This is a genomic window from Myroides sp. C15-4 (assembly GCF_050522745.1).
Classification (GTDB): Bacteria; Bacteroidota; Bacteroidia; order Flavobacteriales; family Flavobacteriaceae; genus Flavobacterium.
Window position 1 is genome coordinate 36,316 of sequence record NZ_JBMVQX010000001.1, and the last position, 23,416, is coordinate 59,731.

The window sequence follows — 23,416 nt, forward strand, 5'->3', positions numbered from 1 at the left end:
AACAACGATTTTCTTTTACTAGAAGAAAATATACAAATCGTGTACACAGCGCAACGAACAAATCGAAACGCAGCGAAAATCGAAGATTCATCGAACACCAAAATTAATATGAACTAAGTGAGATAAACAGCGTAAACCTCAAGAAAGGGTTCTGTGTTTTTTTATTGTTTACTGCAATCATCTTAAGTAGACGAATCTATCCATTTCCCTTCTCCCATTTCCAATTTCCCATAAACAATAGGCAAAGTCTTTCGATAGGGATTTTTTAAGTCTATCGCTTCCTTTACTTCTTTAGGGATAATGATGAAATTCCCCGCTGCATCAAAACACTGCATGAATGGATCTATATTAGGATCATAGGTTGGAGACTGCCATTCATACTTATATATTTTTTCGCTATACGTTGGTGATTTTAGAATAAAAGACAAAATCATACCTGTAATAAATCCACTGAGGTGTCCTTCCCAAGAAATCCCTTCTTCTATATCGGGAAATACATACCAAATCATACTGCCATAAAGCATCACAATGAGTAGCGACAGGGCCACTAATCGAAAGTACTTGGTTTGTATCCCCTTAAAGAACATATAGCTCACAAGTACATAAATCAATCCACTTGCACCAATGTGGTAGCTTTCTCTTGCAATCAACCAAGTACCCAAACCAGACAAAAGGATCCCCCAGCCTAAAATTTGCCACACTTGTTTTTTATAAAAAAACTGAACCAACAGCAGCAATACAAATAGCGCAACTGAGTTGTTATAGATATGTTTTAATCCACCGTGAATAAAGGGGCTAAAAATAATTCCCCTCAATCCTTTTAGTGTACGGGGATACACTCCATACTGGTACAATTGTAAATAGTCTTTCCAATCCAACCAATACACCGTCCAAATTAACATAATGAATAAGAAGGGTAAGATGATTAAATCAGCGGTTATAACAAGTTGTTTATCTTTCATTCGAGCCTGTTCATTACTACATAAAACATAAAGATATAAAATAGTACTGCAATTCAACTACACAAATCACAGGGATTGCATACAATTTTAAATGACTTCTTTTTATTCGAGATTATAGGTTGTATTTTTGTATTTCTCAAAATCGAATTGTCATGGATGCACCATTAGCAGAAAGAGTACGACCGCAAACCTTGGCTGATTACGTCAGTCAGGCACATTTAGTTGGTGAAAAAGGAATCTTAACGAAGCAATTACAAACTGGTTTTATTCCCTCATTACTCTTTTGGGGTCCTCCGGGTACGGGAAAAACAACTTTAGCGGAAATTTTAGCCAAAGAAAGTCAACGCCCTTTTTACGTTTTGAGTGCAATCAATTCGGGTGTAAAAGACGTACGAGAGGTAATTGACAAAGCCAAATCGAATCACGGTCTATTTACGGCACGCAATCCGATTCTGTTTATTGATGAGATTCACCGTTTCAGCAAATCACAACAAGATTCGCTACTAGCAGCCGTAGAGCGTGGCTGGATCACCTTAATTGGTGCTACCACTGAAAATCCAAGTTTTGAGGTGATTCCCGCTTTACTTTCACGTTGTCAGGTGTACACCTTAAACGCATTTACCAAAGAAGATTTGCGCGCACTTTTAGATCGCGCTATTGCCAAAGATTCATTTTTAAAATCTAAGCGCATTAACCTCAAAGAAACCGAAGCACTGTTTCGCGTATCAGGTGGAGATGGTCGAAAACTATTGAACACCTTTGAACTTATTATCAACGCAACAACGGGGGATGATATAGTGGTTACCAATGACTATGTCATGCAGATTGTACAAAAAAACACCGTACTATATGACAAGACTGGTGAACAGCATTACGATATTGTCTCTGCTTTTATCAAATCCATCCGCGGTAGTGATCCCAATGGGGCTGTTTATTGGTTGGCTCGCATGATTGAAGGTGGTGAGGATGTTAAGTTTATTGCAAGGCGCTTAGTTATTGCTGCCTCTGAAGATATTGGCAATGCCAATCCGACCGCTTTAATCATGGCGACGAATACCTTTCAAGCCGTTTCGGTTATTGGATATCCCGAAAGTCGCATATTATTGAGCCAATGCGCCATTTACTTGGCCACTTCACCTAAGAGTAACTCTACCTATATGGCCATTGGCAAAGCCCAACAACTAGTCAAACAAACGGGCGATTTATCCGTTCCCATACACTTGCGTAATGCCCCAACAAAACTGATGAAAGAATTGGGGTATGGAGAAGATTACAAATACTCCCATGATTACCCGAATAATTTTGTGGATCAGGAATTCCTCCCTACAGAACTTAGTGGTACAATTTTGTATGAGCCTGGACAAAATAGCCGTGAGAACAGCACACGAGATTTTCTAAAGAACAGATGGCAATTTAAATACAACTATTAATACAAAAGCCTACTTTACAGTAGGCTTTTTATATCTAATAAGGTACTTACTTGGGGTAAAGTGACAGGCACAGTTTTGTGGTGTTCATTGTAATAAATCACATCCATCCCTACATTCTGTGCTCCTTCAATATCAGCTAAAAGATTATCTCCGATCATAACCGTATCTTGAACTTGTACTTTTGCTAACTGTAAAGCATAGGCAAAAATTTTAGCATCTGGTTTTTTCACACCTGCTAACTCGGAATTCGTCACCGTTTGAAAGAACCCATCCATTCCCGAGTTTTTGATCTTTCGCGCTTGCACTTGATCAAACCCATTGGTAATAATATGCAACTTATACTTTTCTTGTAGGTATTCTAAAATTTCAATAGCTCCATCAAACAGGTAATTATAGTTGGGCAGATAGGTCAGGTACTTATCTCCTACTTCTAGCATACTTTCTGTTGTTGTGGCATATTCTAGCAATTCAAAGGTATCGCGTATTCTCCCAATACGCAACTCTTGTTGCGTGACAAGGTTTAGACTATAGCGATCCCAATAATCTGCATTAATACCAACATAGTAGTGTAAAAATTGTTCAATACTAAAAGGTAATTTCATTTCTTCTAACACTTGCTCAAATGCCAAGGCGGAATTTTTTTCAAAGTCCCAAAGGGTGTGATCAAGGTCGAAGAATATATCGGTTTTGTGTTCAAATTTTTTAGAATACATCGGTTGCTTTTCTATTTAATGCTACAAAAGTAATCAATTTGAAAAAATAGCCCCTATTATAATCGACCATGATCGGCAAAACTGTAATAATCATATTCGGTAATAATAAAATGATCCAAGAGTGCAATATCCATAATCTTACTCGCTTCTTTTATTTTTTGGGTAATTTGAATGTCTGCCTCACTGGGTTGTAATTTACCTGAAGGGTGGTTATGAGCTATAATAACGGCTGTTGCCTGCTTTTCTAGGGCTAGCTTAAAGAGCACACGCAGGTCTACGACTGTTCCAGTAATTCCTCCTTTGCTAATATTAATGGTTTCAATCAGGTGATGAGCAATAAAAGGTTCGTTGCGATTAGCAACAACCCCGCGAACGCGATTGGCATTATTTAAAAAGATAGCCCAAAATTCTTCATGGATCAGCTCTCCTATTTTGGGTTGCATCAATTCAAATACATCACGGCTGCAGGTGATTTTAGCTTGTCTTAAAGTATCAGCAACTCTTCGCCTCTGTCCTAATTCTAATGCTGCTACAATAGCGATTGCTTTCGCTTCGCCAATTCCTTTAAAACGCTGTAAACTCGATACCGATTGCTTAGCGAGTTCAGCTAAATTCAACTCATTTGTCTCTAGGATTCTTCGACTAAGATCTAAGGCAGACTCATTTCTATTGCCTGACCCAATTAAAATAGCAATCAATTCGGCGTCACTCAAAGCGCTTTTTCCTTTGAGCATTAACTTTTCTCGGGGGCGATCATCTTCTGCCCAAGCGGTGATTGGTTTTCTTGTATTCAACATAGTAACAGGTATTAAGTTCTACTAAGCTCCTTCAAAAACCAATCCTCTATTTAAATGTTCCGTCTTTTCTACGTGTAAATTGAATGACTTTCATAAAAAAACCCTTTCAGTGAAAGGATTTTAATTACTATATATTTTGTACGTATTCATTTAAATTTAATCCGCCATAATCACCAGAGCTCATAAAAAGAAGTACACTGTTTTTAATATCTAAGTTTTTAATGTAGGCTTTAAAATCTTCTGCATTAGTATAGGTTAATAAGGCTGGTAAGTCAAAGGCAGTTTTCATCTGATCTGAAGTGATCTCAGGCATGCGCTTTAGCTTTAATGCATCTAAAGAATAAAACACTACTGCTTGATCTGCACCTAGCAAACTTCCGTTGTATTCACTCAAGAAAGCTGCATTCAGGCTACTATAGGTATGCAATTCTAAACACGCCAGTAATTGTTTGTTTGGATATTGCTCACGTACTGCTTTCATAGTTGCTTTTACCTTGCTAGGTGAATGTGCAAAATCTTTATACACTACGGTCGAGTTGTCGTCATATAGTTTTTCTAAACGCTTAGACGCTCCTTTAAAACTGGTGATGGCATCAAAGAAATCATCCTCGTCGATTCCCATGTTCTGGCACACCCATTTTGCTCCACTAATATTATTGATATTGTGTTGTCCAAATACTTCTAAAGGCATCGGTCCTTCATTCGTAACTAAATAAGCTACCCCGTCGACAATTTCATTCTCTAAAGTTGTATATGGGATTTTTCGAATTGGATTACTGCTTTCTTCTGTAATTTGTTTGACGATTTCGTCTTCTTCGTTGTAGATTAAAATTCCCCCCTTGGTAATTTTATCAATGAAGATACGGAACTGTTCTACATAGCTATCAAACGTAGGAAACACATTAATGTGATCCCAAGCAATACCGCTCAACAAGGCAATATTGGGTTCATACAAATGAAATTTCGGACGTCGATCGATAGGGGAAGACAGGTATTCATCTCCCTCAATGAGGATAAAATCATTTTCAACCGTTAGGTTCACCATGCGATCAAATCCTTCCAATTGGGCCCCTACTAAATAATCTACTTCCACACCGTGATAATTTAACACATGAAGGACCATCGAAGTAATGGTTGTTTTTCCATGGGATCCACCGATTACTACTCGGGTTTTATTTTTGGCATGTTCATAAATAAATTCGGGATAAGAATAGATCTTCAGTCCTAATTCTTTTGCTTTAATCAACTCAGGATTGTCCTCTTTCGCATGCATACCCAAAATCACAGCATCAAGGGCTGTTGTAATTTTTTCTGGGTACCAACCTTCTACTTCAGGAAGAAGCCCTTGCTTGGCTAATCTCGTTCTAGAGGGTTCAAAAATAGCATCGTCACTTCCCGTAACAACATCTCCTTTTGCATGTAAGGCTAAGGCAAGATTGTGCATAGCACTTCCCCCAATTGCGATAAAATGTACGCGCATTATATATCTTTTTTACGTCGATTCTTATTGGAGGATAAAATTACAATTTTATTACTAAAAAAACAGAATACATTTGCGAATACCCTTAGAAAATCCATCTTATCATCTGCAATATAACCTAAAGTTCGCTTAAACGTTGTATGCTAACAGTAGTCATAATCGCAAAGAAACTCACTTTCTGCCACCTCTATTTTTCACCTAGATCCTCGCAACTTGACACTATTTTCTATTTCAATTAACATTTGAGACAAAATATATCGTATTTTTGCTAAAATTTTTATAAAATCACCCTATGGAAAATTACACTCCACCACCAGTACCACCACAAAAAAGTGGGAATAACACCCAAGTATTAGGTATTTTAGCTCTAGTAGCAGGTATCATTGCTTTACCATCATCATTCATTCCTTGTTTTGGACTTATTGCACTTATCGTTGCTGTTGTAGCCATCGTATTGGGAATATTAACTATTTCTAGTGCAAAGAAACACAGTGAATCGAAAGGTATGGGAATTGCTGGACTCGTTCTTGGTGCGCTCAGTTTTATCATTATTCTAGCTTGGGGCGCTTTATTTGCTACGGCTGCTACAGCTGCAATTAAAGATATCAATGATATGCAGAAAGAAATGGAGAACATGAGTAATGAGGATTATACCCCTTATTCTGATGATGAATATAACGAAGAAGATGATTCTCTTCAAGAGCAAGGAGAAGTATACTATTTAGACGAGCAAGTAACAGAATAAGGGTGAACAACTATAAGATTATTAACTGTATATTTTTTGTATTAATCCTCTGTTTATTGGGTTATATTTTTTTTCTCAATACTACTACCTCAACCGCCTTAAGTATTCGTTCCTCTTGTGAAGGATTGCCTGAAACACTTTGTAGAAGCAGAGGCCTAACACGAGATTTTATGTCGTTATTACAAGGAAAGAAAGATTTAATTAATCCTTATAGCTATTCTATTTTTCTCTTCTTTATTTATGTGGGTATTACACGAGGCATACTAGTTTTACTTCCGTTATCCTATTATAAGAAGATACTTTTATATGTAGATCTAACCTTATTAACTCTCTTCTTTTTATACGCTTTTATCCCTTTATTGGGTATTGCTTAAAAATAAAAAAACAGCTTAAGAATCTTAAGCTGTTTTTTTATGTCTATTGACCAAAAAGGGTCAAAAAAAACAGTAGTATTTTGTACTACTGTTTTACTCTGTTATTATTTCACAACATTCATTTCGTCAACAATATGTTTTGCATCAGCAAATTTGTCGATAATGAACAATACGTAACGGATATCAACGTTGATTGTACGTTGTAACTGTGGATCGTAGATTACGTCTCCAGCCATCGCTTCAATGTTACCATCGAACGCCAACCCGATCAATTCTCCTTTTCCATTCAATACAGGTGAACCAGAGTTACCTCCTGTAATATCATGGTTAGTTAAAAAGTTGACTGGTAAATGACCTTGTTTATCTGCATACACACCATAATCTTTTGCATTATACAAGTCAATTAATTTTTGTGGTACTTCAAACTCTTCATCTCCAGGGACGTGTTTAGCGATTGTTCCTTTTAATGTTGTATACCAGTTTTCTTTTGCATCATTTACTTTTTCGCCTCTTGGTAGATCTTTCACTGTACCATACGTTAAACGCAACGTAGAGTTAGCATCAGGATAATATTTTCCTTCAGGATTGCTTTTTCTAACACCGTCAACGAACAAGCGATAGGCTTTTTGATATTTGTCTTCTAATACAGCTAGCTCATCACTTTTTGCACGGTATTGCTCCATAATTGCTACAGAAAGTTTCAATAGTGGATCTTTAGCAATTGTTGTGCTTGATGGATTAGCTAAGAACGCTTCAATTTTTGCTTGATTTACAAAAACGCTAGTTTCAAACGCTTCGTTCACGAATTTTTGAAAATCTCCTTTATATTCTTTTTGGATTTGAGCAATATAAGGTGCGATTGCATAACCTTCAGATTTTGTAGCATACAATTCTAGTTGTTTCGCTAACATTTCTTTTTCTAATGCTTCATTTTGTCCCTCGTAAATATCATTCACATAGGCGATAAAATCTTCGCGCATTTCATTTCTCTTCTTGTCATCTCCTGCAGCATAAGCTTCTAATCCTCCTGATAAACGGTAAGGTGTAGCAGCTAAAGCAGACGTACGCAATAAAGTCATCAAGTAATTATCATGACGAGCTTTTGTATTCGTAGCTTGATAAAATGCATTGATATCAGCAATTACGTTACCGTATTTTACTTTATTTTCTTTTTTATCTGCCCAATTCTGGAACTCTTTTTCTGCCTTTGTTTTTGTAGCTACTGTTTGGTGTTGATTTAATGCATCAATCATCCCTTGTCTGTTTTTCCAATAGTTCGCAACACCTGCATATTTAGAAGCATAGTTCAAACGCACAGCGTCATCTTGTCCCATGTGTTTTTTCATTACATCCATACCCAATCTTGATCCTTCAACCCAAGCTGGATAAGCATATTTAATATTTTGTTCTACTCCTTGTGCAGGCATCCAACGGTTTGTTCTACCAGGGTATCCTAAGATCATAGAGAAGTCTCCTTCTTTGATTCCCGCAATTGAAACAGGTAAAACGTGTTTTGGTTTCATTGGAACGTTTGTTGCAGCATACTCTGCAGGGTTTCCATTTGCATCTGTATACACGCGGAACATAGAGAAATCTCCTGTATGACGTGGCCATTCCCAGTTGTCTGTATCTCCACCGAATTTACCAATGCTGTTTGGAGGTGTACCTACTAAACGAACGTCATTAAAATCTTCATATACGAAGTAGTAGAATTCATTTCCTTGAAAGAAAGACTTAACCGATACGGTATATTTTCCATTTCCGTCGTTTTCTTTTTGAATTTTAGCGATCTCTTGGTTGATTGCTTTTTCTCTATCTTCTTCAGACATTTTATCATTCACAACGCTTAAGATGCGTTTTGTTACATCATCCATGCGAACAAAGAAACGCACAGACAATCCTTTTGCTGGTCTTTCTGCTGCTTTGTCTTTTGCCCAAAACCCATTGGTTAAAATATCATCTTCTGGTGTAGATAAGTTTGCAATCTTATCGTATCCACAGTGGTGGTTAGTTAAAACTAATCCTTGGTCTGAGATTATTTCTGCTGTACATCCCCCATCAAACTGAACGATCGCATCTTTCAGTGAGTGATTGTTGATACTGTAAATTTCTTCAGCTGTAAGCTGTAATCCCATTTTTTCCATATCGCGTTGGTTCAAACGCTCAAGGAACATTAAAAACCACATTCCCTCGTCAGCCTTTAACTTAATAGGCGCAACCAGTAAAAAAGCGGTCAGTAATAGAACGATTTTTTTCATAATTATATTAGTATGTTACTTAGTTTGCGAAGATAGTTTTAATAAACAAAATAATTAATCCTTATCCTCAATTTTATTGTTATTTATCTTGGTTTGTGTACTTTTCTCTTCATTTTCTTTGGGATCATCGAAACCATATCGATCTTTCAATTCGTCTATAACCGATTTATTCCACAATTTAATTCCGGTCATATAGGCCGTTCTTGCAATCAAAAACGCAGCTACTGGCGAAGTGATAAACAAGAAAAAAACAATGGCAAAAACTTTGGTGGTGATAGAAAATTCGGAAAAGTGAATCGCTGCTGCCCCTAGAATACAACCAATACCCAGCGTTGCAGCTTTAATGGTAATGGATAGTCGCGTATAAAAATCGGGCATTCGAAAAATACCGATGGAGGCAATTAGGATAAAAATAGCTCCTAATGTACTCAATATCATAATAAGTATATCAGTCATCTCTTTCTCTTTTATCTAGGTAAAACGAAAAGGCTACTGTACTCAAGAAGGCGATCAACGCCATGATCACAGCAACATCTAAAAATATTGGATTATTGGCGATCAAACTAAATAGTCCAATAAATCCAACGCCCACGGTAATCAGCAAATCAATAGCTACGACGCGATCAACTACTGCTGGTCCTTTTAAAAATCGAATAAAGATTAAAATTAAGGACAAACAGATAATGGGCATTACCACATATATCAAATAAGTTTCTACTGTCATCGTAAAATAGCTAAGAGTTTCTTTTCCGTTCGTTCTTTCATGCGTTGAATGAATTTATCTTTATCTTTTAGGTACATGGTATGGATAAAAATATGGCTTTTATCATCGGCAATATCGATAACCATTGTTCCTGGTGTTAGGGCAATAATATTGGCTAACATAGTAATTTCAAAATCTGTTTTAGCGTCGATTTCATATTTAATAATTCCCGGTGTGGTGTGATAATTTGGTGTAACCACATCTACGGCCACTTGTAGGTTGGCTTGTAACATATCAATGAAAAAATAAAAGATAAACACGATAATTTTCGGTACGCGATAAAAGTATTCTTTGTCGGCTTTATTTGAAGACGTTTTGGTCAACATCCAGAGGATAAAGAAACCTGCCACTCCTCCAAAAAAGAAGTTGGCATAATTTAATTGTCCTGTTAGGGCCACCCAAACAAACGTCAACAATATATTGAGTAAAAAGTATTTTAACATGCTTTCGTTATTTTATCCCTTGTAAAACTGATTCTATATATATCGAAGGGTTCATCATCTCGTGTGCAACACGTTCAGAAACTTCGAAAATTAAAGGAGCATTAAACCCAATAAACAAAGATACTGCTGCTAAGGCTGCAACAGGTAAGATCAGGGCCACTTTTCCTGAACTTACAAAGGGTGCAAAGTGGTCAATTTCTTCACTATTGGGCTTCGGTAAGTCTTTCCAAAATACTTCGGACCAAATGCGAGCAACGATAAACAACGTGATAAAACTCGCAAAGATCAACGTTCCCAGTAAAACATATTGTTCTAATCGAAACGCTTCTTGAAAGAGCATAATTTTGGGCCAAAATCCCGATAAAGGAGGAATCCCCACCAAAGAGAAGAGAATAACGGCAAATAGAATTGACAATTTAGGATAATCTTTATACAATCCTCCTAAGCGGTTAATATCTTGTGTTTCCCTAATTTTTTGGATTAATCCACTCATCATAAACAAATTACTCTTTACGATCACATCGTGAATCAAATAAAAGATCACCCCTACAAATGCTAATTCGGTATACAACCCAAAACCAGCGATCAAGTATCCAATATGACAGACGATAAAGTAGGACAGGATACGGCGAATATTTCGTTTATTAATAGCCCCTAGTGCTCCACTAATCATAGTTAGAATGGCAATCACTACAAACACCCCTAACATGAAATCATCAGGTTGGAAGACAATCGTAAATACCCGAAACATGGAGTACACCCCCATCTTAGTCAATAGTCCACCAAAAATAGCTCCAATAGCCGAAGGTGGTGTATGATAAGAAGAAGGTAACCAAAAATACATGGGAAATACAGCCGATTTGATTCCGAATCCGACGAAGAACAATAAAGCTGTCACGGTTACTAGCCCGCGATTTTCAACAATAGCTACTTGATGAGCGAGGTCGGCAATATTCAAACTTCCCGTAATTCCATATAGTATTCCGATAGCTGTTAGAAAAATCGTCGAGGCTAACATATTCATCGTTACGTATTTTACAGCAGATTCCATCTGTCTTTTCTTTCCTCCTAGCGTAAGCAAAACAAAGGAAGAGATAATTACCACTTCAAACCACACGTATAAGTTGAAGATATCTCCCGTTAAAAACGCACCGAGTAATCCCATAATAAGGAAGTGAAAGATGATAAAGTATCCGTATTTTATGCGGCTGATATTAATGGCAGACGTGGAATAGATTCCGACCGCCAAAGCAACAGTAGCAGTAAGTAAAACCATCACTGCACTTAGCGTATCGGCGACGAAGGTTATTCCGAATGGAGCTTTCCAGTTTCCGAGTTGTAAGGTAATTGCGCTGTGTTCCCAAGTAACGGTAAACAACCGCCAGCAGAGGAGAAACGCAATGCTATTCCCAACGATGCTTATTATTTTTTGAATTTTTACGTTTTTCCAAAAAATCAACAAGACAACTGCTGTAAACATATGAGCAAATATGGGCGCTAATATGAAGTTTGAAATCATATATCTAAATCTTGAATATTAAGGGAATCTAAATCATCTGTTCCTGTTGTACTGTACACTTTATTGAGTAAAACAATGGCAAAAGCGGTCAAACCAAAACTGATCACAATGGCCGTTAAGATTAGTGCTTGTGGTACTGGATCGGCATACGCATCAAAAAATTGGGTATGCTCTTCATCGATGATGGGGGCTTTTCCTTTGGTTAGCTCACCCATTAAAAAAATAAGGATATTTGCTCCGTTTCCTAGCATCATCAATCCCAAGAGCAATTTCACCATGCTTCTTCGAAACATGAGATAAATGCCTGCAGAATACAATATCCCTACTAAAACTACTAGTAATAATTCCATCTATGGTTTCTTTAGTAATTAAACATTTTCTGCGATTGTAAAGAGGATAGTCAACACCACACCAATTACAACCAAATACACACCTATATCGAAAAAGAGAGCTGTTCCCACCGCACCGATAACGGCTACTGATTCAGCAAACCAGACTCCTGTCATTACAGGTAATCCTACAAAAACAGGAATTAATGCGCTGATAATCGAAAGCGACAGTCCTATTCCAATCAAACGCATAGGTGAGAATTGGAACAACGCCAAGGTTTGTTTTGTACTATAGGCGAAAGAGTGTAAAACAAAGGCAATAGAAGCGATTAATCCGCCTACAAAACCACCACCTGAAAGATAATGTCCTCTTAATAACACAAACAAAGAGAACAGAATCAGCAAGGGCAATAAGTAATTCGTCGCCGTTCGCAAAATCGTAGAATCTAATACTTGATTCTTATTCGGAGATTTCTTCATCTTTTGTTCTGTATTTTAATAGACCATACACCCCTAATGCCGCAATGGACAGTACAATAGTCTCAATTAATGTATCAAATCCTCTAAAATCAACAAGGATTACGTTTACGACGTTTTTCCCTTTAGCCAATACATAGGCATTTTCTGCATAGTATCGACTAATTTCTTTATCAGCAGGCGATACTAAGGCTTGCAGAGTAATCAACGATATTAATGCTCCAAATGCAATAGAGACCATGGCATCTCTAACTTGAATTCTGCGATTACTCAATTTCAAGAAACCAGGTAACTTAAACAGAACCAAAACAAATAGAACAACAGTTAGTGTATCAATGGCAAATTGCGTCATGGCTAAATCGGGAGCTCCGTAAAAAACGAAGATCAAACAGATACAATAGCCAACAACACCAGTTGCAGCAATAGCAGATAAACGAGAAGGTGTATTAATAGCAAAAAAGATAGCCGCAACGGTAATTAAAAACACGACCAATTCGTATACCCTAAATTCCGATAAATCTTCTGTATTAACACGCAGTGGCACATCAGCAAACAGCTTATACCCGACTAATCCAATAAAGAAAACGATAATGACCATCAAGTACAAGCGCAAGTATCCACTTTGGAATAAGCGCGTATAGGAATAGGCAAAAAGTCTGAATTTCTCTATGGTATAGCCAAAAATATGTTGAGGCGAAAGATTGCAAAAACGCGACATAACATCTAGCGAATTTTGATACCCTTTAAAGCCAAAATACAGCGCTGTACCCAATGCGATAGTTGCTCCACTTAACGCCACAATTTCGTTAAAACCATGCCATAAAGCTAATTCCATAGCTATGGGTTTCCCTCCAATTGCACGAGCTACTGACCCGAGGATCTCTACATTGACAAATTGAGGTAATACACCAAAGACCAAACTCAATCCTGCTAGTATCACAGGAGGCATCCACATCTGTATAGACGGTTTGGGTACGTCTTGACAAGCTTCTTTCACTTTGCCAAAGAAAGGTTTAATTCCCACAAGAAAACCCGAAGCCGTTAAGAACACATTCGTCAATACTGCAGCACCAGTAAAGGCTAGAGCCCAAGGATCAATGGGATAAGTATACGTCGCGTCATAGATGATCTCTTTTCCGATAAAGCCAAAAGTCAGTGGAATTCCCGCGCTCGATAAGGCAGCGATCAAAGCTGCTCCAGCAAGTGCTGGCATTGTTTTGCGCAATCCTCCCAATTGATTGATATCACGTGTATGGGTTTGATGATCTACAGTTCCAGTTACTAAGAAAAGCGTTGCTTTGTATAAAGCGTGTACTAAAATAAAGATCGCAGCGGCATAAATTGCTTTTTCCGATCCTACTCCAAGTAAAAAAACGATCATCCCAAGTGCTGAAATAGTCGTATACGCCAAGATCCCTTTCATGTCCTTACGGAAAACGGAGTGAATCGCCCCAAATAGCATGGTTATCCCCCCTATTAACTGCAATGTAGTATTCCAATACACATGATCCCCTAAAATGGGCGTAAAACGCGCTAAAAGATAAATTCCTGCTTTTACCATTGTTGCTGAATGCAGGTAAGCTGAAACAGGTGTTGGAGCTTTCATTGCACCAGGTAACCAAAAATGAAAAGGAAATTGAGCTGATTTTGTAAAAGCTCCCATGAATAAGAAGAACAATAAAATGCCATAAGAGCCATGTTCTTTCAAGAATTGCGATTGGGTCAATAATTCGTGAATCGAATAATTCCCAGCAATACTACCTACTACTGCGGCAAAAGAAAGTAAAAAAAAACCTCCTAGCCCTGTAATTCCAAGTGCCCAAAGTGCGCTTTTACGAGAATCTTCATCTTCGTTATTGAATCCAATCAGGAAAAAGGAAGTAATACTGGTCAATTCCCAAAAAACGAATAAGGCAATTAAGTTATCTGACAATACAACCCCCAACATGGCGGCCATAAAAAGCCCGAGATACGAAAAAAAACGATGAATATAGACATGTCCTTTTAGATAATAAGACGCATACCAATAGACCAATGTTCCAATTCCAGTAATCAATAAGGCGAACAACAAAGCTAATCCATCGAGCTTGAAGTCAAAAGCAATACCCAAAGAGGGTACCCATTCGTTTCTAAACATCAATACTTCCTTTCCAGACTTTATTTGTGGTATAAAGGATAGGAAATAAATAAAAAGACCGAACGGTAGTAAAGTTAATAATCCTGTAAACTTAGAACGTCCTAAACCCTTCAGGAAAAGTGTACTAAAAGCTAGTACAAAAGTGAGTAAAATAATTAATAGCATAAATGAGCTTTATTTCTCTTTTTCCGAATATTTCTACTGAGGGTAAATATATAAAAAAATCAAAAAAAAACTAGAAAAAGCCAAAGAACGTGTCTTCTTTTAACAAAACTATAACCATTTATAACCTGATAATTCAATAAAAAAAGCGAGATTTTTCAATCTCGCTTTAGGGCTTAGTTATTTAACATTTGCCACAATCTATCTTTTAATTCTTGAAGACCTTGATTTGCCACTGCCGATATAAACATATACGGTACACCTTCTAGGGATTGATCTAATTCTTCTTTCATTTCTACTTTTAATTCCTCATCCAACATATCGGATTTGGTAATCACCAAAAGGCGATCTTTATCGAGCATTTCGGGATTGTATCTTCTCAACTCATCCAACAAAATCTCATATTCTTTTTGGATATCATCTGCATCTGCAGGCACCATAAAAAGAAGGGTTGAGTTTCGCTCAATGTGACGCAAGAAATAGTGTCCTAATCCTTTTCCTTCTGCAGCTCCTTCAATAATCCCGGGAATATCAGCTATTACGAACGATTTAAAATCGCGGTAGGCCACGATCCCTAAATTGGGTTTTAACGTGGTAAACGGATAATCTGCAATTTTTGGTTTAGCCGAAGTCAAAACGGATAACAAGGTTGATTTTCCTGCATTAGGAAATCCTACTAATCCTACATCTGCTAATACTTTTAGCTCTAGGATAATGTCTAGTTCTTCTCCTGGCATTCCAGGTTGAGCATAACGAGGCGTTTGATTAGTAGAAGTTCTAAAGTGCCAGTTTCCTAGACCTCCTTTACCCCCTTTACCTAAAATGCGCTTTTCGTTGTGTGCAGTAATTTCAAAGAGAACTTCTCCAGTTTCTTTGTCTTTGACTACTGTACCCAAAGGTACTTCGATAACTTTATCTTCTCCATCTGAACCTGTACTTCTTGAACTTCCTCCATCACCTCCATGTCCTGCCTTAATATGGCGCATGAATTTCAAATGGTACAATGTCCATAACCCTTCGTTTCCGACAATATAGACATGACCTCCTCGTCCACCATCTCCACCGTCAGGACCTCCTTTTTCAATAAATTTTTCTCGGTGCAAATGCGTAGAACCTCTTCCACCTTTTCCTGAGGCTACATAAATTTTTACGTAGTCTACAAAATTCCCTTCAGTCATCTTTTATTTTATTACCTTCTCGTTGTATTTGTCTTTCGTATGCAAAAGATCGATTAGATCAAGCGGTCAATTACCGTGCTTAATCTTGTTGTAATTTCTTCAACACTTCCAATTCCATCTACTGAGTTATAACAGTTCTTAGCTGTATAATAATCAATTAATGGCGCTGTTTTTTCGTTGTATTCTTCATAACGTCCTCTGATGATTTTTTCATCCTGATCATCTGCTCTACCGCTTGTTTTTCCGCGCTCTAGGATACGTTGTACCAATACATCATCATTAGCTTCTAATCCAATTGTCCCTACAAAGCGAATATTTTTTTCTTTCAATAAAGCTTCTAAAGCTTCTGCTTGTTGAATGGTACGTGGAAAACCATCGAATAAAAAACCTGCTTTATCCATGTTTTTCTCTACCTCATCTGCAAGCATATCAATTGTAATAGAATCTGGGACCAATTCTGCTCTATCCATAAAAACCTTGGCCTGTCTACCTAATTCTGTTCCGTTCTTTAAGTTATAACGAAATACATCTCCAGTAGAAATATGAGTTAAATTGTATTTTCCTTTTAGAAATTCTGCCTGTGTACCTTTACCTGCACCAGGTTTTCCAAATAAAACTATTGCAATCATGCTACTATACTTTATTTATGCTGTTATTGTTTATTATTCTTTTATCTGATAAATAGCTGGAATATTTCTTCCGTGCTTGTCATAATCCATACCGTACCCTACGATAAATTTATTTTCAATTTCAAAAGCGACATAGTCCAATTTAATGTCTTTAGTATACGCTTCTGGCTTTAAACACAAGGTACAGATTTTCAATTCTTTTGGGCGTTGTTGCTCGAAAAGCTTCTTCAAAGCAACCAAAGTATTCCCCGTATCTACGATGTCTTCAATGATAATCACACGGCGATCTGTTACATCAATATCCAGTCCCAATAACTGATTCACTTGATTGGTCGATTGAGTTCCGATATACGAAGCCATCTTGACAAAACTCATTTCACACTCTCCTTTATAGTGTTTCACTAAATCGGAAACAACCATAAAAGATCCATTCAAAACACCAATAAAAACGGGTGTTTCTCCATTCATGTCACGCAAGATATCACTTGCAATCTCTTTGAGTCTCTCTTGAATTTGTTTTTCAGAAATGAAAGGAACAAAAGTCTTGTCTAAAACTTGGATTTCCATAAACAATTGAATTGATAATTTGCAAATATACAAAAAAGATACACCATATTTGTATTCCTTACGTAATGAATTCCAAACATTTTGATGCTTTATAGTTTCAATATATTGTAAACTGTAAACAAAAAAAACGTAGCGCTTTCTACAAACGCTACGTCTAAAACAAACTAATTCAATCTAACTCTAAAACCAAAGCTAATAAGTTTTATTGTTAAGATTACTTTTTATACACCAGATCAAGGGCATATATTATTTTTTAATACAATATACCTTAATTATATTGTCTCAAATATAAGTTAATTTTTTAACTAACCAAGATTTATTTTAAGTTTTTTTTCACACTCTTGTTTTTCTGGTAAAAGAGATTCTACCCTCATATACCATAAAAAGTGTAATAGAAATCTATTTTTATTACTATCCTCCTATTAAATGCATCCCTTAGCCTCCCCTCTGTCTACAATTCTTTCCTTTTTTGCTTTGGCATTTTTTTTCTAGGGTTTATATGTTCACCATTTGAATTAGTATATCTTTGCACAAACACAATTACAACAACACAATGAATTATTATTCAACTGATTTTCGCTTGGGAATATTAGGTGGTGGACAACTAGGTAAAATGCTTTTGTATGATACCCGCAAATTTGACATTGCTACTTTTATCTTGGATCCAAGTAAAGAAGCGCCTGCACAATATGGTGCGCACCAATTTTTTCAAGGCGATTTAATGGACTATGAAACGGTTTATCGCTTTGGAAAAAAAGTAGATGTATTGACCATTGAAATCGAAGGAGTTAATTTAGAAGCTTTAGAGCAACTACAACAAGAGGGAATAAAAGTTTTCCCTGCTCCTGAAACCCTGCGCTTGATTCAACATAAAGGAAAACAAAAAGATTTCTATTCCACACATGAAATTCCTACTGCACCTTATACGCGCTTTAACACAAAAGCAGAGTTACAAGTGGCTATTAGTCAAAATCTAATTGCCCTTCCCTTTGTTTGGAAATCGGCGCAATTTGGTTATGATGGTAATGGAGTAAAGGTAGTTCGTTCAGCTGATGATGTAATTGCATTAGCAGAGGGCGAGTGTATTGCTGAAACGATGATTCCCTTCAAAAATGAACTAGCGGTTATTGTCGCTCGTTCTGCTTCTGGAGAAATCAAAACATTTCCCGTCGTAGAGATGGAATTTCACCCAGAGGCAAATCAAGTAGAATACGTAATTTGTCCTGCGCGTATTGATGAAAAAGTAGCAGACAAGGCAAGAGCAATTGCACTAAGCGTTTCTGAGAAATTTAATCACGTTGGCTTGTTAGCCGTTGAGATGTTCCTAACTCAAGACGATGAAATCCTTGTAAATGAAGTAGCTCCACGTCCTCATAATTCGGGTCACTACTCTATTGAAGCAAGTTATACTTCTCAGTTTGAACAACATATTCGCGCTATTTTAGATTTACCTTTAGGTAATACTGATAGTAAGGTAGCGGGTGTCATGGTAAATTTAGTAGGTGCTGAAGGACATACAGGTCAAGTGTATTACGAAGGCATGAATGAAATCTTAGCCATTGCTGGTGTTACGCCTCATATTTATGGAAAACAAGAAACTAGACCTTTCCGTAAAATGGGACATGTGACCATTGTGAATAGCGATATGGATAAAGCGAGAGCAATTGCCCAACAAGTAAAAGAAACCATCAAAGTAATCAGTCAATAAATTATGAAAATAGCTGTAGTAATGGGTAGTATCTCTGATATGCCTATCATGCAAGATGCAATCGATATTATTAAAGAATTTGGCGTTGAAGTAGAAGTTGATATTGTTTCGGCTCATCGCACACCTGAAAAATTAGTAGATTTTTCTTCTCATGCTCATAACAGAGGCATTCAAGTGATTATTGCTGGAGCAGGAGGAGCGGCACACTTACCTGGTATGGTTGCTTCCATGTCTCCACTTCCCGTTATTGGAGTACCCGTAAAGTCGAGCAATTCAATTGATGGATGGGATAGTGTGCTCTCTATTTTACAAATGCCGGGTGGAGTACCCGTTGCAACTGTTGCCTTAAATGGAGGAAAAAATGCAGGTTTATTGGCTTTGCAAATTTTGGGAAGTCAAAACCAAGATGTTCAAAACAAAATGATTGCTTATAAAAACGGATTGAAAGAAGCTGTATTACAAGCAGCAGCAAACTTAAAAAAATAAGTCACCTCAACGATAAAGTAAACCAGTAGTTTTCACTGCTGGTTTTTTTTATGTCTTTTTTTCGCTGAATCCTTTAAACGGTTTAATCCTACAGGTTTGAAACAATCGATCCCATAGCGTGGTATAAAAACCAAAATTTGTTTGAGGTTCTAGGTGATGTCTATTGTGAAAACTCGCTGTTCCCAACCAACTCACCCATCCCGTATTCCCTAAACGCGCTACTTTATTAAAATGTCCAATCGTTCCCCAAACCACGTTAACGACTAAATATATTCCCACTGCTAGATAGTGAAACGGATATACATAAAGTACTGCTAGTAGCATCACACCAAATCCAAGAGCCTCAAAAGGGCTCAATACAAAAAGACTCAAAGCATTCACCCCTATGTGTTCATGATGTTTTTGATGGATAAAGCGATATAACGGTTGGACATGCGCAAGCTTGTGAAAACAGTACATTAGAAAATCAATGATCAGAATCAACACCAACACTTGACCGGATATAATCCCTACTCCTTGTGCAGTAAAATCAACGGTTAAATATCCCTCCCTCCAAACAAAAGCACCAAATACAAAAACCACAACGTTGCAAATCCAGGTTGAACCCACCGCCCAGATATCGGCCTGTACGATAGGTTGATAATCATTTACACAGACGCTGTTCTTTTGCATACGATGCCAAATCACATACAGTAGCAAGGAACACATAATCAGGACCAAATTAAGCACCATCGCCCACCCTGTGATGGCAATGTATCCTTGGTTCAGTATTTGCTCAGTTTGACTCATCAGATCATTTCTTTACACAAAAAAGTCCTCGCTAAACAACAAGGACTTTTCTACGGTTATTTTATTTTTTTTGCTTCAATATACTGGCTTACAGTTTTGATTTCTTGTTCCTTTTTCTTTGGATAAATCAAAAGGATATCCTCTTTATCAACGACAATATAATCATTTAATCCATCTATTACGACGCGCTTTCCTTTATCTGATCGCACGATGTTATTAGTTGCATTATTAAAGTATACCTCTGCATTGACTACAGCATTATCAGAAATGTCCTTTGGCAGCTTTTCGTATAACGATCCCCAAGTACCCAAATCATTCCAATCAAAGGTAGCAGGCAAAACGTACACGTTATTTGCTTTTTCCATCACCGCATAATCAATGGATATATTATCCGCTTTGGAGTAGTTTTCGTCTATAAACGCTTTTTCTTTATCCGTATTAAACAAATCATAACCTGTATCGAAAAGCTCCGTCATTTCAGGTTGAAAATTAGAAAAAGCATCTAGGATTGCATTAACACTCCATACGAATATTCCAGAATTCCACAAGAAATGCCTACTTTGAATAAACTTTCTCGCGGTGACATAATCTGGTTTTTCTCTAAACTGTACTACTTTCTTAATTGGTCTTGAGTCGAGTTTATTGAATTCGATATACCCATATCCCGTATTGGGAAAAGTAGGTAGAATTCCCAAAGTCATCAAAACTTGATCTCTTTCACATACGTCAAACGTACGCTGTAAATTCGATACGAATTGAAGTTCATCCTCAATCCAATGGTCACTAGGTGCAACAACCATTACTGCATTAGGATTGAGTTTTTTTATCTTCATAGCTGCGTACAAAATACAGGGTGCTGTATTACGCATAGCAGGTTCTAGTATTATATTAGCAGACGCTACAGCCGGTAATTGTTCTTGAACGATTGTTTTATAATTCTCATGCGTTAAGATCAAAATATTTTCTTTTGGAATTAACTGAGACAATCGCATAAACGTTTTCTGGATCAAGGTTTCACCTGATCCCAACATATCGTGGAACTGTTTGGGGAACTCCGGAGTACTTACTGGCCAAAAACGCGAACCAACTCCTCCCGCCATTACAACAGCATAATAATTCGAATTCATACTATTCTTCTTATTGTTTTACAACATAATGTGTCATCATTTCAACTTCGGCATTTGCTTTAAAAACAAACAATCGCCCTGTTGCTACTTCTAAACACTCAAATCTTTTTACACGTAAAGGACCGCGTTTGAACACTTTACCATTATGCGTTTTGAAATGACTTCCCAAGGGGATTTCATACACAAAACACTGGTTACTGCCCTTCTCTACTGTATCGTACAGGCGCATAGCAATAGACAAGCGTTCGTCTGTATCACTACTCGCCGAGGGATTCCTAAAATGATTGGCTAATAAAGGTAACAATCGATCTGGAAAAACCTCTGGTCGTAGAAAAGGCAACATAAGCAAGCGAAAGGTTTGCTTCCACTCGACTCCATGTGGTTTTATTGTTCCGCCATACTTCTGAAAAGCTACTAAATGCGCAATCTCGTGAATCAATGTCATCAAAAACCGATAGGGATTGAGGTTAGAATTGATCGTAATCAAGTGTTTGCCATCCAATCCTTTGGTATAATCTCCGTGTCTTGTGACCCTTTCATTGACAATTTTCAAGTGAATGTGGTAGTGTTTGATTAATTCAAAAGCCGCCTCTAAAGCTTGTTCTGGTAAATAGGGTTTGAGTATCGTAATCAATCTATTTGTTTTTTAAGGGGTAGTACTTGATGCTTGAAGTACTTTACCATTAAAATATTTATTCCCTGTAAGTGCAAAATCACTGATGTATTCACCAATTTCTTCTGGCATCAAAGGTGCTTGATAGCCTGGAAAGGCTTCTTCTAACATTTCAGTTTGAACCGCTCCTAAAGCAATGACATTAAAAGCAATTCCCTTCTCTTTATATTCTTCCGCTAGGAGCTCACTCAAGATAATAACAGCCCCTTTACTGGAACTATAAGCGGCTAATCCACCAAATTTCATAGTGCCTTGCACGCCCCCCATGCTACTGATAGTCACTACATGGCTATTCACCATAAAATACGGGATACACAACTGAACTAAACGAGCCAATCCAAATACGTTTACTTTATAAACCCATTCAAATTCCTCTTGTGTGATTTCCTCAAAGGGTTTATTTACTAAGGCACCTGCATTGTTGATTAAAATATCAACATGCCCCCATTGCGTAGCAACATACGCTACTACTTGTTGTAAATCCGCCTCTACTGTAAGGTCTTTTTCCAAACAAGTTACATTGGGTAGCGCGGCTAATTCAGTCGATTTTTTTCGGGAAACGGCTAAAATCTTATGCCCTCTGCTAGCGAGTATTTTCACTGTTTCTAATCCAATACCACGGCTTGTTCCCGTAACAATAATATGTTTCATCTTTAGTTTTTCAATCTAATTTCACCAGAAGGTAAGTTAATCAATTTTTCTACCACAGGAACAAATTTTGTTGTAAGTTCTGTCATAAAAGGCACATTCATTAGATGCGCTTCGTCCTTGACGTGATGGTAATAGGTAAAGTTCTCAAAATCGGAAGAACTAAACGTCTGACTTGGTATTTTATAGGCTAAATAAAAGGGATAATTATCTGAGCGCATAAACAATTGCATTTTTTCTGCCTCTTCAAATCTTCCCGCTAAATTTTCACCTGCTATTTCGTTAATCTTATCAGCTAAATTGCTTTGGTCATAACCCGTAATAAAGGTAGTATACTCTCGTGTCATTGGCACACCTAACATTTCAAAATTAAGCATGAGTACAACATTTGCATCTTCTTTTTTTAGGCGACTCGCTAAATGCTCTGATCCGAAAAGTCCCAATTCTTCAGCAGTAAAAAAGCACACCAATACGGTGCGTTTCACCTCTTTCTTTGCGAGGTTTCTCGCCAATTCAAGTAAAATACTTACCCCAGAAGCATTGTCATTTGCTCCATTGGCAATAGAGTCACCTGCTACGGGTTCTTGAATACCAATATGATCATAATGAGCACCGAGCACAACAATTTCATGCTTCAATTGAGGGTCTTTTCCTGGAATTACTCCCACAACATTCCACGTATTTTTCAACTTGATCAATTCATCTTCATAGCGCTCGTAATACGGTTCTATTCCATACGCCTCCAACTCCTTAGTCAAATAAGCAGCTGCTTTGATATTCCCCTCTTTTCCTGAGTCTCTCCCTAGCAATTCATCCGACGCTAAATAATTTAGTGTCTTGCTTATATTCAAAGCAGATACTTGATCTTGTTGCGCTTCAGGTATACTCGATGTCGCGGTACAAGAAGCAACTAAAATTGCTCCTAAAAAACCTAAATATTTCACTTTTAACATGCTTCAAAAATACAAAATACACTTCTTATTTTACAGCATTTTTGCATTAGTTTGTATTAAAAAACAAAA

The 23,416-nt window shown here is 37.2% G+C and carries 25 protein-coding genes; 5 read left to right on the forward strand and 20 right to left on the reverse strand.

All coding sequences use genetic code 11. The features are described from left to right. Window positions 1–182: 182 nt before the first annotated feature. Window positions 183–962 carry a rhomboid family intramembrane serine protease gene (locus ACPDHL_RS00235; RefSeq protein WP_430530810.1) on the reverse strand — a complete coding sequence of 260 codons (780 nt, stop codon included), beginning with the start codon at window positions 960–962 and terminating at the stop codon, window positions 183–185. 152 nt (window positions 963–1,114) lie between these two features. Between ACPDHL_RS00235 and ACPDHL_RS00240 the strand changes: the two genes are divergently transcribed. After that, window positions 1,115–2,392 carry a replication-associated recombination protein A gene (locus tag ACPDHL_RS00240; protein WP_430530811.1) on the forward strand — a complete coding sequence of 426 codons (1,278 nt, stop codon included), beginning with the start codon at window positions 1,115–1,117 and terminating at the stop codon, window positions 2,390–2,392. Window positions 2,393–2,406: 14 nt separating this feature from the next. On the opposite strand, the gene ACPDHL_RS00245 is transcribed toward ACPDHL_RS00240, so the two are convergent. The 3 genes from ACPDHL_RS00245 to ACPDHL_RS00255 form a co-directional block, all read right to left on the reverse strand. Next, entirely contained in the window at window positions 2,407–3,105 is a 699-nt protein-coding gene (locus ACPDHL_RS00245) for a YjjG family noncanonical pyrimidine nucleotidase (RefSeq protein ID WP_430530812.1), read from the reverse strand. Window positions 3,106–3,161: 56 nt separating this feature from the next. Then, window positions 3,162–3,902 carry a JAB domain-containing protein gene (locus tag ACPDHL_RS00250; protein WP_430530813.1) on the reverse strand — a complete coding sequence of 247 codons (741 nt, stop codon included), beginning with the start codon at window positions 3,900–3,902 and terminating at the stop codon, window positions 3,162–3,164. Between the two features lie 127 nt (window positions 3,903–4,029). Further along, window positions 4,030–5,382 (reverse strand): UDP-N-acetylmuramate--L-alanine ligase, encoded by a 1,353-nt coding sequence (locus ACPDHL_RS00255; protein ID WP_430530814.1) that lies wholly within the window; start codon window positions 5,380–5,382, stop codon window positions 4,030–4,032. Between the two features lie 292 nt (window positions 5,383–5,674). Between ACPDHL_RS00255 and ACPDHL_RS00260 the strand changes: the two genes are divergently transcribed. Both ACPDHL_RS00260 and ACPDHL_RS00265 read left to right on the forward strand, forming a co-directional pair. Continuing rightward, on the forward strand, window positions 5,675–6,127 hold the full coding sequence (locus tag ACPDHL_RS00260; RefSeq protein ID WP_430530815.1) for a DUF4190 domain-containing protein: 453 nt from the start codon (window positions 5,675–5,677) through the stop codon (window positions 6,125–6,127). 170 nt (window positions 6,128–6,297) lie between these two features. Next, window positions 6,298–6,501, forward strand: a complete 204-nt coding sequence (locus tag ACPDHL_RS00265; RefSeq protein WP_430530816.1) for a hypothetical protein — start codon at window positions 6,298–6,300, stop codon at window positions 6,499–6,501. A gap of 104 nt (window positions 6,502–6,605) precedes the next feature. Here ACPDHL_RS00265 and ACPDHL_RS00270 read toward each other — a convergent pair whose 3' ends face one another. The 11 genes from ACPDHL_RS00270 to hpt all read right to left on the reverse strand — a co-directional run bounded on the left by ACPDHL_RS00270 (window position 6,606) and on the right by hpt (window position 16,963). After that, window positions 6,606–8,759: a S46 family peptidase gene (locus ACPDHL_RS00270; protein ID WP_430530817.1), complete on the reverse strand. Its 2,154-nt coding sequence runs from the start codon at window positions 8,757–8,759 to the stop codon at window positions 6,606–6,608. Window positions 8,760–8,813: 54 nt separating this feature from the next. Next, window positions 8,814–9,215: a monovalent cation/H(+) antiporter subunit G gene (gene mnhG, locus ACPDHL_RS00275; RefSeq protein ID WP_430530818.1), complete on the reverse strand. Its 402-nt coding sequence runs from the start codon at window positions 9,213–9,215 to the stop codon at window positions 8,814–8,816. After that, window positions 9,208–9,483, reverse strand: a complete 276-nt coding sequence (locus ACPDHL_RS00280; protein WP_182626756.1) for a monovalent cation/H+ antiporter complex subunit F — start codon at window positions 9,481–9,483, stop codon at window positions 9,208–9,210. Before ACPDHL_RS00280 ends, mnhG begins: the two co-directional genes overlap by 8 nt. Beyond that, window positions 9,480–9,965 (reverse strand): Na+/H+ antiporter subunit E, encoded by a 486-nt coding sequence (locus tag ACPDHL_RS00285; RefSeq protein ID WP_430530819.1) that lies wholly within the window; start codon window positions 9,963–9,965, stop codon window positions 9,480–9,482. Before ACPDHL_RS00285 ends, ACPDHL_RS00280 begins: the two co-directional genes overlap by 4 nt. 7 nt (window positions 9,966–9,972) lie before the next feature. Then, the gene (locus tag ACPDHL_RS00290) at window positions 9,973–11,484 is read right to left on the reverse strand and encodes a proton-conducting transporter membrane subunit (protein WP_430530820.1); all 1,512 of its coding nucleotides are present in this window, start codon (window positions 11,482–11,484) and stop codon (window positions 9,973–9,975) included. Beyond that, complete coding sequence (locus ACPDHL_RS00295) at window positions 11,481–11,834, reverse strand: Na+/H+ antiporter subunit C (protein WP_158962459.1); 354 nt, start codon at window positions 11,832–11,834, stop codon at window positions 11,481–11,483. Before ACPDHL_RS00295 ends, ACPDHL_RS00290 begins: the two co-directional genes overlap by 4 nt. Window positions 11,835–11,852: 18 nt before the next feature. Continuing rightward, complete coding sequence (locus ACPDHL_RS00300; RefSeq protein WP_430530821.1) at window positions 11,853–12,293, reverse strand: Na+/H+ antiporter subunit B; 441 nt, start codon at window positions 12,291–12,293, stop codon at window positions 11,853–11,855. Next, on the reverse strand, window positions 12,274–14,592 hold the full coding sequence (locus ACPDHL_RS00305) for a putative monovalent cation/H+ antiporter subunit A (RefSeq protein ID WP_430530822.1): 2,319 nt from the start codon (window positions 14,590–14,592) through the stop codon (window positions 12,274–12,276). The genes ACPDHL_RS00300 and ACPDHL_RS00305 overlap by 20 nt, the downstream gene beginning before the upstream one ends. Before the next feature lie 173 nt (window positions 14,593–14,765). Further along, on the reverse strand, window positions 14,766–15,767 hold the full coding sequence (gene obgE / locus ACPDHL_RS00310; protein WP_430530823.1) for a GTPase ObgE: 1,002 nt from the start codon (window positions 15,765–15,767) through the stop codon (window positions 14,766–14,768). Window positions 15,768–15,820: 53 nt separating this feature from the next. Then, the gene (locus tag ACPDHL_RS00315; protein WP_430530824.1) at window positions 15,821–16,396 is read right to left on the reverse strand and encodes an adenylate kinase; all 576 of its coding nucleotides are present in this window, start codon (window positions 16,394–16,396) and stop codon (window positions 15,821–15,823) included. Window positions 16,397–16,429: 33 nt separating this feature from the next. After that, complete coding sequence (gene hpt / locus ACPDHL_RS00320; protein WP_430530825.1) at window positions 16,430–16,963, reverse strand: hypoxanthine phosphoribosyltransferase; 534 nt, start codon at window positions 16,961–16,963, stop codon at window positions 16,430–16,432. 553 nt (window positions 16,964–17,516) lie between these two features. Here hpt and ACPDHL_RS00325 point away from each other — a divergent pair. Then, window positions 17,517–18,671 carry a 5-(carboxyamino)imidazole ribonucleotide synthase gene (locus ACPDHL_RS00325; RefSeq protein ID WP_430530826.1) on the forward strand — a complete coding sequence of 385 codons (1,155 nt, stop codon included), beginning with the start codon at window positions 17,517–17,519 and terminating at the stop codon, window positions 18,669–18,671. A gap of 3 nt (window positions 18,672–18,674) precedes the next feature. After that, entirely contained in the window at window positions 18,675–19,157 is a 483-nt protein-coding gene (purE, locus tag ACPDHL_RS00330) for a 5-(carboxyamino)imidazole ribonucleotide mutase (RefSeq protein ID WP_430530827.1), read from the forward strand. 48 nt (window positions 19,158–19,205) lie between these two features. Here purE and ACPDHL_RS00335 read toward each other — a convergent pair whose 3' ends face one another. The 5 genes from ACPDHL_RS00335 to ACPDHL_RS00355 are packed head-to-tail and all read right to left on the reverse strand — an operon-like array spanning window position 19,206 to window position 23,347. After that, on the reverse strand, window positions 19,206–19,946 hold the full coding sequence (locus ACPDHL_RS00335; protein WP_430530828.1) for a sterol desaturase family protein: 741 nt from the start codon (window positions 19,944–19,946) through the stop codon (window positions 19,206–19,208). 56 nt (window positions 19,947–20,002) lie between these two features. Then, window positions 20,003–21,073, reverse strand: coding sequence for a mannose-1-phosphate guanylyltransferase (locus tag ACPDHL_RS00340; RefSeq protein WP_430530829.1), 1,071 nt, complete (start codon window positions 21,071–21,073; stop codon window positions 20,003–20,005). A gap of 10 nt (window positions 21,074–21,083) precedes the next feature. Beyond that, entirely contained in the window at window positions 21,084–21,707 is a 624-nt protein-coding gene (locus ACPDHL_RS00345) for a SprT-like domain-containing protein (RefSeq protein ID WP_430530830.1), read from the reverse strand. A 12-nt stretch (window positions 21,708–21,719) separates the two neighbouring features. Continuing rightward, entirely contained in the window at window positions 21,720–22,397 is a 678-nt protein-coding gene (locus ACPDHL_RS00350) for an SDR family NAD(P)-dependent oxidoreductase (protein ID WP_430530831.1), read from the reverse strand. A 2-nt stretch (window positions 22,398–22,399) separates the two neighbouring features. Continuing rightward, window positions 22,400–23,347 carry a M28 family metallopeptidase gene (locus ACPDHL_RS00355; protein WP_430530832.1) on the reverse strand — a complete coding sequence of 316 codons (948 nt, stop codon included), beginning with the start codon at window positions 23,345–23,347 and terminating at the stop codon, window positions 22,400–22,402. Window positions 23,348–23,416: the final 69 nt, after the last annotated feature.